The sequence below is a fragment of the Staphylococcus sp. SA22 genome (assembly GCF_054165785.1).
In genome coordinates this window covers 88,385-101,149 of sequence record NZ_JBSZQY010000003.1, presented here as the reverse complement: position 1 = coordinate 101,149, position 12,765 = coordinate 88,385, and the positions used below count along the sequence as shown (strand labels likewise).

General features: G+C 34.9%; 13 protein-coding genes and 1 pseudogene. 7 read left to right on the top strand and 7 right to left on the bottom strand.

Going from position 1 to position 12,765, the window contains the following annotated elements:
* Positions 1–79: 79 nt before the first annotated feature.
* A complete protein-coding gene (locus ACXQH5_RS04350; RefSeq protein ID WP_000066925.1) occupies positions 80–871 on the top strand; it encodes a glucose PTS transporter subunit IIA in 792 nt (263 codons plus the stop codon).
* A 15-nt stretch (positions 872–886) separates the two neighbouring features.
* Positions 887–2,323: a 6-phospho-beta-glucosidase gene (locus tag ACXQH5_RS04345; protein WP_057504545.1), complete on the top strand. Its 1,437-nt coding sequence runs from the start codon at positions 887–889 to the stop codon at positions 2,321–2,323.
* 456 nt (positions 2,324–2,779) lie between these two features.
* Here the strand turns inward: ACXQH5_RS04345 and ACXQH5_RS04340 are convergent, their stop codons facing one another.
* Positions 2,780–3,541 carry a class I SAM-dependent methyltransferase gene (locus ACXQH5_RS04340; RefSeq protein ID WP_000031261.1) on the bottom strand — a complete coding sequence of 254 codons (762 nt, stop codon included), beginning with the start codon at positions 3,539–3,541 and terminating at the stop codon, positions 2,780–2,782.
* Between the two features lie 18 nt (positions 3,542–3,559).
* Between ACXQH5_RS04340 and ACXQH5_RS04335 the strand changes: the two genes are divergently transcribed.
* Positions 3,560–3,694, top strand: a complete 135-nt coding sequence (locus tag ACXQH5_RS04335; protein ID WP_031844981.1) for a hypothetical protein — start codon at positions 3,560–3,562, stop codon at positions 3,692–3,694.
* A 97-nt stretch (positions 3,695–3,791) separates the two neighbouring features.
* Here the strand turns inward: ACXQH5_RS04335 and rbsK are convergent, their stop codons facing one another.
* The 4 genes from rbsK to rbsR form a co-directional block, all read right to left on the bottom strand.
* On the bottom strand, positions 3,792–4,706 hold the full coding sequence (gene rbsK / locus ACXQH5_RS04330) for a ribokinase (protein WP_000182749.1): 915 nt from the start codon (positions 4,704–4,706) through the stop codon (positions 3,792–3,794).
* A 27-nt stretch (positions 4,707–4,733) separates the two neighbouring features.
* Positions 4,734–5,138, bottom strand: a complete 405-nt coding sequence (gene rbsD, locus ACXQH5_RS04325) for a D-ribose pyranase (protein ID WP_000747873.1) — start codon at positions 5,136–5,138, stop codon at positions 4,734–4,736.
* A gap of 14 nt (positions 5,139–5,152) precedes the next feature.
* Positions 5,153–6,034 carry a ribose/proton symporter RbsU gene (gene rbsU / locus ACXQH5_RS04320; protein WP_057504544.1) on the bottom strand — a complete coding sequence of 294 codons (882 nt, stop codon included), beginning with the start codon at positions 6,032–6,034 and terminating at the stop codon, positions 5,153–5,155.
* Positions 6,035–6,265: 231 nt separating this feature from the next.
* A complete protein-coding gene (gene rbsR / locus ACXQH5_RS04315; protein ID WP_000757892.1) occupies positions 6,266–7,264 on the bottom strand; it encodes a ribose utilization transcriptional repressor RbsR in 999 nt (332 codons plus the stop codon).
* Positions 7,265–7,414: 150 nt separating this feature from the next.
* Between rbsR and ACXQH5_RS04310 the strand changes: the two are divergent.
* Both ACXQH5_RS04310 and ACXQH5_RS04305 read left to right on the top strand, forming a co-directional pair.
* Positions 7,415–7,595 (top strand): annotated as a pseudogene (locus ACXQH5_RS04310) (NADH-quinone oxidoreductase subunit L).
* Between the two features lie 49 nt (positions 7,596–7,644).
* Complete coding sequence (locus ACXQH5_RS04305) at positions 7,645–8,037, top strand: hypothetical protein (protein ID WP_001159764.1); 393 nt, start codon at positions 7,645–7,647, stop codon at positions 8,035–8,037.
* A 128-nt stretch (positions 8,038–8,165) separates the two neighbouring features.
* Here the strand turns inward: ACXQH5_RS04305 and ACXQH5_RS04300 are convergent, their stop codons facing one another.
* Entirely contained in the window at positions 8,166–9,542 is a 1,377-nt protein-coding gene (locus ACXQH5_RS04300) for an MFS transporter (protein WP_001066540.1), read from the bottom strand.
* A 233-nt stretch (positions 9,543–9,775) separates the two neighbouring features.
* Between ACXQH5_RS04300 and ACXQH5_RS04295 the strand changes: the two genes are divergently transcribed.
* Together ACXQH5_RS04295 and lytM are read left to right on the top strand one after the other, a co-directional pair.
* Positions 9,776–10,768, top strand: coding sequence for a choloylglycine hydrolase family protein (locus ACXQH5_RS04295; protein ID WP_000337376.1), 993 nt, complete (start codon positions 9,776–9,778; stop codon positions 10,766–10,768).
* A 331-nt stretch (positions 10,769–11,099) separates the two neighbouring features.
* Complete coding sequence (lytM, locus tag ACXQH5_RS04290; protein WP_000736789.1) at positions 11,100–12,050, top strand: glycine-glycine endopeptidase LytM; 951 nt, start codon at positions 11,100–11,102, stop codon at positions 12,048–12,050.
* 52 nt (positions 12,051–12,102) lie between these two features.
* Here the strand turns inward: lytM and ACXQH5_RS04285 are convergent, their stop codons facing one another.
* On the bottom strand, positions 12,103–12,762 hold the full coding sequence (locus tag ACXQH5_RS04285; RefSeq protein ID WP_000570070.1) for an ABC transporter ATP-binding protein: 660 nt from the start codon (positions 12,760–12,762) through the stop codon (positions 12,103–12,105).
* Positions 12,763–12,765 lie beyond the last annotated feature (3 nt).

Here is a 12,765-nt window from a genome sequence, read left to right as displayed (position 1 = left end):
CAAATTGAACCGGTACAATTATAATTGGAGGTAAGTAAATACATTTTCATTCTACTATCAAGTTGAGGGGGTAATATTTATGAGTAATAAATATAAAGACCAAGCCCAAGACATTCTTACAGCTGTGGGTGGTGTCGAAAATATTGTTGATGTAACGTATGACACGAAGTGCATTACAATTCATATGCAACATACAATTCCTTCTACAGCAAATGAAGTGAAACAAATAGTTGATGTGACATCTGTAGCAGAAAACGATGCGCAGTTAGTCATAAAATTAAACGAAAATGTCGATGAAGTGTATCAGCAATTACAGCGATTAATTAAGAATGCTATTGTTGAAAAGGATGCGAATACTGACAATATTAATAGCCAAGATACAAGTTATACACCTCAAGTAAAAGTAACAACACCAATTTTAGTGAAAGCACCAATCGCTGGTCGTCGTATTTTACTTAAAGAAGTAAGAGATTCAATTTTTAGAGAGAAAATGGTAGGTGAAGGCTTGGCAATCAAAGCTCATGAAGAATCCAAAGTAATCGCACCGGTCAATGGTTTAATATCTATGATTGTACCAACTAAGCATGCAGTTGGTATTCAATCAGAAGACGGTGTGGACATAGTCATTCATATTGGCGTGAATACAGTTGACTTGGAAGGTAAAGGATTCAAGTGCTTTGTAAAGCAAAATGATCGTGTTGAAGCAGGGCAAACGTTGTTACAATTCGACCAGCAATATATACAACAACAAGGCTACAATGCTGACGTTATTGTCGTTATTAGCAACTCTGCCGATTTAGGAAAAGTAGAACTGACAATGAATGAAATCATTACGACTGAAGATGTTATTTTTAAAATATTTAAAAACTAGGAGTGTGTTGTAATAATGACAAAATTACCGCAAAATTTCATGTGGGGTGGCGCACTTGCCGCAAATCAATTTGAAGGTGGATATGATAAAGGTGGCAAAGGATTAAGTGTAATTGATGTTATGACGAGTGGTGCACATGGCAAAGCACGTCAGATTACAGAATCTATAGATCCAAATCACTATTATCCAAATCATGAAGGTATTGATTTTTATCATCGTTATAAGGAAGATATTGCCTTGTTTAAAGAAATGGGATTGAAATGTTTACGTACGTCGATTGCGTGGACACGTATCTTTCCGAATGGGGATGAAGATGTGCCAAATGAAGAAGGACTCGCCTTTTATGATCGTATCTTTGATGAATTAATTGCACAAGGTATTGAACCTGTTGTGACGTTATCACATTTTGAGATGCCACTTCATTTAGCGAAACATTATGGTGGATTTAGAAATAGAGAAGTTGTCGATTATTTTGCCCATTTTGCGCGTGTTGTATTTGAAAGATATAAAGATAAAGTGACATATTGGATGACGTTTAATGAAATTAATAATCAGATGGACACATCAAATCCTATCTTTTTATGGACGAATTCTGGGGTAGCATTGACAGAAAATGATAATCCTGAAGAAGTCTTGTATCAAGTAGCACATCATGAACTTTTAGCCAGTGCTTTAGCAGTTCGTCTTGGTAAAGAGATTAATCCGAAGTTTAAGATTGGAACAATGATTTCACATGTACCCATTTATCCATATTCGTGTCATCCGAAAGATATGATGGAAGCACAAATTGCGAATCGTTTACGTTTCTTTTTCCCGGATGTTCAAGTGAGAGGTTATTATCCAAGCTATGCTAAAAAAATGCTGGCACGAAAAGGATATGATGTTGGATGGCAAGAAGGGGACGACAGTATTTTACAGCAGGGCACGGTTGATTATATTGGCTTTAGTTATTACATGTCTACGGCTGTAAAACATGATGTTAATACTACAGTTGAAAACAACATCGTCAACGGTGGTTTGAATCATTCTGTGGAGAATCCGCATATCGCAACGAGTGATTGGGGTTGGGCGATTGATCCAGATGGCTTAAGATATACATTGAATGTGTTATATGATCGTTATCAGTTGCCACTTTTTATTGTGGAAAATGGTTTTGGTGCAGTTGATGAAGTGGTAGATGGACATATTCATGATGATTATCGCATTGAATATTTAAAAGCACATATTACAGCAGCGATAGAAGCAGTTGATCAAGATGGTGTAGATTTAATCGGTTATACGCCATGGGGAATCATTGATATTGTTTCATTTACAACTGGTGAAATGAAGAAACGCTATGGTTTAATATATGTTGATCGAGATAATGATGGTCATGGCACGATGGAACGCTTGAAAAAAGATTCGTTCTATTGGTATCAACAAGTGATAGCATCAAATGGAGATAAATTATAAAGGTATATTATAAGTATTTTAGGGTTAGATCCCGAGACATAAATTAATGTCTCAGGCCCTACAGTGTTATATTGGCGGGCTCCCAACATAGAGAAATTGGAACAGCAATTTCAACAGGCAATGCAAGTTGGCGGGGCCCCAACATAGAGAATTTCGAAAAGAAATTCTACAGGCAATGCAGGTTGGGGAGAGACATAAATAAATTTTGCGAAAATATCATTTCTGTCTTACTCCCTTTATCATTTTTGTCCCAATCCCGTGATGTTAAAATTTTAAGAAAAAATAATGCCACTAACTATGTATAGTGTTAATGTTTGAGTGTTTATAAAAGTCTTTAACCAAAATTGATGACCTACTAATCAACGATAACGATATTGTTAAGTAGATGATTAGTGTCACAAAGAAATTAAAGTAACAGTCAAACATAGATACAAAGTACAGTTAGTGGCATTATATTTAGTGCTCTTTTTTAGCGACAAAAGTAATATAATTCATATCTTTACGCAATTTAGTCATCGTTTTAAACATTTTGCAAAACATTGGTCGATTTTCTTTTTTAAAAGCATTGTTGATAATCTTTATAGTTCCAACAATACCTTCGTCATAAATTAAACCTTTTGGTGTCATTAAACTCATTGGACCAGTATGATAATGCACATGATTAAAACCAGCTTGATGATATAAATCTAACCAGCCAAGTTTCGTCTGCGGTGAGACATTGACATTAATTGCTGCAGATAATGATTTAACTACATGTGTGGCATGTGATTCATTAACGATGACAATATCATGTGTTAACAAGATACCCCCAGGCTTTAAGACTCGGTAGTACTCGCGTAATGCTTTTTCCTTTATGGCGATGGGTAACATTGTTAACATTGCTTCATTTAAAACGATATCGAATTGATTGTCATCAAAGGGCAATTTAGCAGCATTCGCTTGTTGAACTTGAATATATGATTCAAGGCCTGCTGCTGAAATATTTTCCTGTGCTTTTTCTAATGCTTTCTTATTTATATCAACGCCTTGAATGTGACAGCCGTATGTATGAGCTAGATAAATAGATGTTGTGCACATATTACATGCCACTTCTAACACTTGTTTATCTTGTGAAAATGCCCCTTGTTGTATTAACCAATCTGTTGCTTCTTTACCACCGGGGCGTAGACGAGTTTTTCCTAATTTAGCTAAAAATGTATGACCAGCTTCTTTGGACATAGCATAACCTCCTGTTAATTGATAATTATTATCATTAATATAGCATATTTATATACGATAATTTGGAAGTTAAAAAGATTACAAAAAATTGTCACTTCATTTATAACTAAACATGAGTCATCAAGCATAGGTTTAGTGGAAAATTATTTCTAATAGATGATGTTTTATAAAGATAAAAAAGCACAGCCATGATATACGAATGTTGCATGTTATATGCTAAACCTTCATATCATAGCTGTGTTTGGTTCATTTAAACTTGATTTACTTCTTCTAGTAGAGGAATAGATGCTTGCGCGCCGTGTTTTTGTACAGTGAGGGAGCTCGCTTTATTACCAAAATCAATAGCATCTGCTAAGTTATCTTGCGACTTGTTTAAGCGACTGACAAATGCACCAATAAATGTGTCGCCTGCAGCGGTTGTATCAATCGCATTTACTTTATAAGCTTCGATGTGTTGGCTTTGATTTTTAGTAGCAAAATATGTACCTTGCTTACCTAACGTAATCAAAACAGTCTTAATGCCTAAAGATAAAAAGTAATTAGCATTGTCTTTCATAGATTGTTCATTAGTTACTTTAATCCCAGATAACAATTCGGCTTCTGTTTCGTTTGGCACAATAATATCGATTAGTGACAATAATTCATTAGGTAATGCTTTCGCTGGTGCAGGATTTAATACTGTCGTCACACCATGTGCCTTGGCAATTTCAAATGCAGATATAATAGCCGGGATGGGTACTTCTAATTGTGCAACGACAAAGTCTGCATTGATTATAGAGTCTTTTGCGTTAATAACATCTTCAGGTGTCATCGTCATATTCGCACCACCATAAACATAGATGGTGTTTTGTCCTTCTGCATTCACAGTGATAAAGGCTTGGCCCGTTTTTGCTTCAGTTGTTTTGATAATATATGATGTATCAATATGAGCCGCTTTAAAATCTTCTAAGATGAAATCAGCAACGCCATCAGTGCCAATTTTAGTAATAAATGTTGTGTCTGCTTGCATGCGTGCAGTGGCAATAGCCTGGTTGGCACCTTTACCTCCGCCGAATGCTTTTTGTGCTTCTTCAACATGTAATGTTTCGCCTGGTTGTGCATATCTTTCAACTGTTAAAAATTGATCGACATTCGTTGAACCTAAAATAACAACTTTGTTGGTCATGTGTATGCTCCTTTCAAGTTATAATTTTTAAAAAGTAACATTCGATTCTAATGCAATATTAGAGTAAGGCGTTGTTTCACCAGTACGAATATTACCTTTATTTAATGGGTGAGCTAAGTTACTTTTCATTTCTTCGTGAGGAATGAAAATGATTTCGATTTCCGATGAAATCAATTGTTTAATTTGTTGCAATTGTGTAGGGTTATGTTCTTTTATTTCTTCTGCTAAGTATATTTTTTGGATTTCCATTTCTTCTAACACTGTAGCTAAGACATCAATAAAGCGTGGTAAGTTTTTAGTGACAGCTAGGTCGATACGGCGATGATCATTTGGAATTGGCATGCCAGCGTCATTAATTGTTAATAGGTCAAAATGACCAATTGTCGCGATTGCTTTTGAAATATGTTCATTTAAAACAGCTGATTTTTTCATGACATCTACACTCCTTATTTTATAAATACTGTAACAGAAGCGGCTACTAAAATGAGTGCTAAGCCGATAATTGTAATAATCATTTCTTTTGACGTTTTATGTTGTTTTAAGAAATAAATACCAGTTAATGTAGCAAGCACAACGGATGTTTGAGAAAGAATAAATCCAGTTGCTAAACCATTCATATTAGGTTGTGCTGAAATAAGATATGTTAAGGCACCAAATGCAAAGAAGAAACCTGAAATAATTTGTAACCACGTAATTTTATTACGAAATGGGTTCTCTGCTTTCATATTCATAAAGCCATAAATGACTGCAACAATTACCATACCCATTGCTTGAGGTAAAAAGGCAGTTAGGCCATCAATAGAAGTTGCTTGTGGTGCGGCTGAATATAACCAGTATCCAAATTCACCAATTAACAGAAGAATCACTGCACGACGTAAATTTTTGGCGTTACTTGCTTCTTTGCGTTCACTCCAAACTGTCATACGCGCACCAATTAAAATAACGACTAAAGCTGTAAAGCCAATGATTTTATGACCAATGCCCGGCCAATTTCCTAATGCAAAGACACCCCATAAAGATGCGCCTAATAATTGGAATGCTGTTGTGACAGGCATGGCACGAGATGAACCGACTAATTCGAACGCTTTAAATGTAATGATTTGTCCGAATCCCCATCCCGCACCTGATAATAAGGCGAATAGTAAATTTGTTCCAGTAGGGAAGCCACTTGATGTGACTACGGCTAATATAATAGCGAAGATTAACGTACCTACAGTAGCACCGATAATTTGATGTACAGGTTTACCACCAAACTTTGAAGCGACTGTTGGGAAGAATCCCCAGCCAATTAAGGGGCCTAACCCGATAAGTAATGCAACAATGCTCATGTTATACACCTCACGATTTGTTTTTAGTAAAACGTTTTACCAGTGCCATCGTACCATTTTTATTTGTAAAATGCATGCGTTTTCATAAAAACTGAAAACGTTTAAATCATATTTAAAAATTCATACATTATTATTTTAATTTCTTAGTGAAATAATTATGATTAAAAACCCTCAGCATTAAAGCAACGCTAAGGGCATAACAATGATGAGTATATTTCGGAAGATACGTAGTTAGTTTGAAAGATGATAGCCAGTTGTTGCACGAATTTTTAAAGTCGTTGGTAATTCAATCATATCAATGGTTTTATCTAAGTGCTGTAATCGTTGAAGTAATAAGGTTAAAGATGTTTTGCCAATATCAGTTATAGGTTGTGCCACAGTAGTCAAAGGTGGCGTGACATACGCGGCATAATCAATATCGTCATAACCTATTAATGAGATATCTTTCGGGATACTGATGCCATGTTCAATTAGTCCTCGTAAAATGCCAATAGCGAGTTCATCGTTAATAGCGAAGATTGCAGTGGCAGATTGAACCATGATGTCATCAACAATGGTTAGCCCACCGCGCTTAGATAATTCAGTATGGACGATTTGTGGTTCGGGCAATTGATTCGTGCGCAAAGTATCAACAAATCCAGCGACACGAGTCGACATATTCGCCATCATGTCATATGGTGCAACAATCATCATATTGTTGTGACCGAGTTCTATTAAATGTTGTGCTGCAAGTTGTCCGCCTTGATATTCATTTGTCCGAACAAAATCTGTATAACCTTGATGGTCATTTTGATCCAGTACGACATAAGGTACATGATGTTTCTTTAGATAATTATTTAGGACGTCCGGGGATGAAATGTATTGTGCGATAATTAATCCGTCAATACCTCGCTCAATTAAATGTTTAATATTGTCATACAAATCAGTTGCTGTAGATGTTAAAAAACATAAATCAACATCAGATGGTTTATGGTCATGAATACTTTGCATCAGTGCTGAGAAAAACGGATTTGTTAAGCTAGGCAAAATGACGCCAATAGTTTGAATTTTACTGCCGCGCAATTGTTTTGCATGTTTGTTAGGGGCATAGCCTAAACGTTCTGAAACAGCATGTACGTTTTTTATCGTTGTTGCGGAAAAACGACTATCATTATGATTTAAAATATGTGACACCGTAGTAACTGATACACCAGCTTCTCTAGCAACATCTTTAATTGACACTTTTTTCATATTATATTCCTTCTCTTTATTGTGTAATTAATCATACAGTTATATACCCGATTATTATATTCATCATATCATGATAAGCATTTGATGACATATGAAGAGGTGCATGACTTTTATTGTCTACAAACAGACGCCTATAGTATGCGATTAAGGTTGAGGCGAGAGAATATATTATTAAGGTTAAATAACTTTTAATGATTATGATAACAAGAATTTTAAAATGTTTATTGTGATGAAAAATACAAAAGTCATTATTTTAAAGAATAAAATATTTGTTTTTGAAAAAAGTATTAAAAAACATAACAAAATGATGTATATTGAACTATGTGATTGAAAAAATTTTTAATTAAGGCTTGTTAAAACTTAAGAGAGGATGTTTTTAAATGCAATTCAAATTAAAAGAAGAAGAGATTATTAGTTTTTTAGAATTGAAATATCCAGAAAAAGAGTTCGAATATGGTCGTTTGTTAGTTGGACAACATAAACGTGATGATTTAGATGTTTATTACTTTGGTGATACGTTTTTAATGTGCACGATTATTTCATTCAAGACATTTGAAATTAAAGAAACAGTAGAATTATCATATGATGCTGTTAATCGTATTGTGTTAAAAGATGGATGGTTATTTAGAAAAATGAGAATAGAAACAATGCAAAAAGTGTTAAAATACGGTACATCTAAATTAATGTTAACTGATTTTCAAAAGGACAATTATAATAAATATATTCAAGGTCAGAAACAACGCGTGATATTTGAAAATGGCCATTTTGTCTAATTGATAGTGAATAATAATTAGAGTATGCGAAGAACAATAAAAAATGTTCTTCGCTTATTTTTATAGAAATTGATGCATATCATTTTAAAGTGATACAGATATTTCGAAACATGATTCTTCTATTATATTTAAGATTTAACTGTTTTTGGAATGATCATGTATGCAGACAATGAGCCGAGTATCATTAATACAATGCTGACGATAAATGTTACAGTTGCAGCTACACTTGGTGCATAGTTTAGTTGTAACATACTGAAAACTGTAGTACTTAGTGCTATACCAAAGGCGCCACCTAGTGTGCCACTCATTTTATATAATCCTGTAGCTAAACCAACTTTTTCATTAGGCATACTGAAAATTGCAATTGTAAGACCGGGTGTTGCGACTAAACCATTTCCGATTGCGCAAATGACAAACCCAATAACAACAGCAATGATATATTGTGATGGTTGAAGTGATGTCATGCTAATAATAGTGATGCCGATGACAGGGAACAACGGACCAATGATGAGCATCAATTTGCCACCGAAACGTAATGTTGCTTTTTCACCTAAACGAATCATCGCAACTGCCACAATGGCATATGGCAATGTAACAAGTCCAGATTGTGCAGCTGATAAACCAAGGTGTGTTTGAGCATATATGAAAAAGACCACTGTTACGCCCAGACCACTATTTAAAACAAAGTTATTTAAAAATGCACCAATGAACGGACGGTTGCGTAATACTGAGAAATCAATAAAAGGTACTTCATGTCGACGTTCGATGATGATGAATATCAACGTAGTGATGATAAAAATGCTCAGACAAATGAATGAAAAAGTACTAAACCAACCTTGTTCGAATCCTTGTGTTAACAATAATGTAAAGCTACCAATCATAACAGCGAAAATAGACATACCTTTGTAATCGAATGGATGACGATGGCTATGTTGACTTACTTTTTCAGGTGTGCCTTTTAGAAGCAATATGGCAATGAAAGCAATGACTATACTAATGATGAAATTAGTTTGCCATCCGAAATTTGTGGCAATTAAACCGCCGATAACACCAGCTAGGCCGATGCCACCAACAGTACTAATCATTAGATAACTAATCGCTCGTCTTAAATGATCTCCTTTAAATTGATTATTTAAAACGCCCACTGTTGAAGGTAACAAGATAGCTGCTGATAGACCTTGTAAAATTCTACCGATGATGAGCAGTGCAGTGATGTCCGATATAATTAATAGAAGAGATGCAAACATACTGATTATGAGACCCATGTATGTCATTCTCAGTTGTCCTATTTTATCAGCAATATCACCTGCAGCCACCATGAAGATACCTGTGGCGAAGGAAGTTAAACTAATAGATAAATTTAACACGGCAGGAGAGGTTTGATACGTTTGACCAACGAGAGGTCCTATATTAATAAATGATTGTGCAAACAACCAATATGTTAATGCAGACAACATAATCGCAATAATAATATTACTGCGTGGTGAAGATTGTGTGTTATTCACAGATGTCACTCCTTGTAAAAATTAAATATAGAAAGTCATGAGATGAAGTGAACGGATGTATAGATGATCGTTCACTCACACATAAGTCATGATTTCCTTACATATCATACCACAGTTATTGAGAATGAATATCAATTAATTGCTTGTATGATTGATTTTTTATAGTATGTTTAAGTGAAACAGCTTTATTTGAAAGTGATTAAAGTAAATGAAGGTACAGAGGAGTGAGAACAATGTGCACAGGATTCACAATACAAACTTTAAATAATCAAGTACTTCTTGGACGCACGATGGATTATGATTATCCATTAGATGGTTCGCCAGCAGTGACGCCTAGAAATTATCGTTGGACATCTCGCACTGGCACGACAGGCCAAACGCAATATGGCTTTATTGGTACAGGAACAGATATGGAAGGTTTTATTTATGGTGATGGTGTTAATGAACATGGCGTTGCCATTTCAACACAATATTTCCGAGGTTATAGTTCATATGGCTCAACACACAAAGCGGACGCGATGAATATTACGCAAAATGAAATTGTGACATGGATTTTGGGATATACAACAAGCATAGAAGATATGAAACAACAAGCATCCCAAATACATGTTGTAGCTGTATATTTAAATGATATCGGTGAAGTTCCGCCATTGCATTATCATGTTTCCGATGCAACTGGACAATCAGTCGAAGTTTCATTTAAAGAGGGTGAAGTGGTTATAAAAGATAACCCTATCGGTGTCTTAACAAATCATCCAGACTTAGATTGGCATTATAGTAATTTAAGACAATATATCAATATTTCTCCTTATCCAGCAACAGCAAATTTATTGGAAGGTGTAACGATTGAACCTTTAGGCAATGAAGCAGGTACATTTGGATTGCCAGGTGGATTTACTTCAACTGAGCGCTTTGTGAGAATGGCATTTATGAAAGCAAACATTGCTCAAAACAATGATAAAGAAATGGATTTAATGAATGCATTTTATTTATTAGATGCGGTAAATATACCGATTGGAATTGTACGTCCGCATGATGCTGACAATCACTATACGATGTATCAGACCGTAATAAATTTAACTACAAGAACGTTATATATTAAGTATTATGGCAGCAATGAAATAGTAGCATTAAAGCTCACAGATGATTTAATTAATAGAAAAGATATGACGATTTTTAAGCCTGAGAAGCATATCACTATTAGAAAGTTGAATGACAATCAATAGCGATTGATAGTGGAATTTGGTTGATATGATTTGATGGATGATTACTATCATACATTAACGTTGAACCGCGAACATGGACGAATGATTAGTTGTTAATTTTGAAAATTTATAAAAGGTTAAACGAATGCAGTGAGAGATGTCATTTTAATATCAATGTATGGCTATTTTGTAATGACAATGTAATGAGTTTAGTAAAACATTTCGGGAATATTAAATAGTTGGAAAATGAGAATTAAATCCTTTACTCAGTTGTCTAATTCTTTTAGTATGTGCAGTACAGTTTAATTGAAAACTAACTTTAACTTTAACTTTAATGGAGGATGTTTTATACATGAAAAAATTAACAGCAGCAGCGATTGCAACGATGGGCTTCGCTACATTTACAATGGCGCATCAAGCAGATGCAGCAGAAACGACAAACACCCAACAAGCACATACACAAATGTCAACACAATCACAAGACGTATCTTATGGTACTTATTATACAATTGATTCTAATGGGGATTATCATCACACACCTGATGGTAACTGGAATCAAGCAATGTTTGATAATAAAGAATATAACTATACATTCGTAGATGCACAAGGACATACGCATTATTTTTATAACTGTTATCCCCAAAATGCAAATGCTAATGGAAGCGGTCAAACATATGTGAATCCAGCAACAGCAGGAGATAACAATGACTACACAGCGAGTCAAAGCCAACAACACATTAATCAATATGGTTATCAATCAAATGTAGGCCCAGACGCGAGCTATTATTCACATAGTAACAACAACCAAGCGTATAACAGTCATAATGGTAATGGAAAGGTCAATTACCCTAATGGCACATCTAATCAAAATGGCGGATCAGCAAGTAAAGCGACAGCTAGTGGTCATGCGAAAGATGCAAGCTGGTTAACAAGTCGTAAACAACTACAACCATATGGACAATATCACGGTGGTGGTGCGCATTACGGTGTCGACTATGCAATGCCTGAAAATTCACCAGTTTACTCATTAACTGATGGTACAGTAGTACAAGCAGGTTGGAGTAACTATGGTGGCGGTAATCAAGTAACGATTAAAGAAGCGAACAGTAATAACTACCAATGGTATATGCATAATAATCGTTTAACTGTTTCAGCTGGTGATAAAGTCAAAGCTGGTGACCAAATTGCATATTCAGGTAGTACGGGTAATTCAACAGCACCACACGTACACTTCCAACGTATGTCTGGTGGCATCGGTAATCAATATGCAGTAGATCCAACGTCATACTTACAAAGTAGATAATACAGTAAATCCCAAGTTACGATATCATACGCAACTTGGGATTTTTTTCGTTTTAATAATAGGTATAAGCCCATTGCTTGTCCTCTAAAACATGTTGATAAAAAGGATCTTGGCCAATTAACTTGATATCATCTGCAAGTGCTTCAACTTCATCTAAATGATGGGTAGTTAATATAATTAAACATTTAGATTTCATAATGTTAAGTAGTTGGTGGATGTCATGTCTAGATTTTAAATCAATACCAACTGTTGGTTCATCTAAAATGAGAATTCGAGGTTGACCTAGTAAACCTACTAATATATTAATTTTACGTTTATTCCCACCAGACAATGTAGATACTTTGGCAGACGTATCATCAAAGTTTAATTGCTGTAAATATTCGTTGATAGTTGTATCGTTAATTGGATTTTTACAAAGTGATTTAAAAAATTTAATGTTTTCAGCCACTGTCATGTGTTCAAATAACGCAATGTCTTGTGGCACATAACCGATGTGATTTTGTATTTGTCTTTGATTCCATTTTTCGCCGAAATAGTTGATAGTTCCATCATTAGCTTTTTCAATACCAGCAATCATACGAAGTAATGTTGATTTTCCAGCGCCATTATCACCAAGTAATACGGTTAATCGATTACTATCAAAGGACATGGTTAAATGATTGAAAATCTGTTTGTTACGGTAACGCTTTGAAAGGTTATTAATTTCTATCATCAG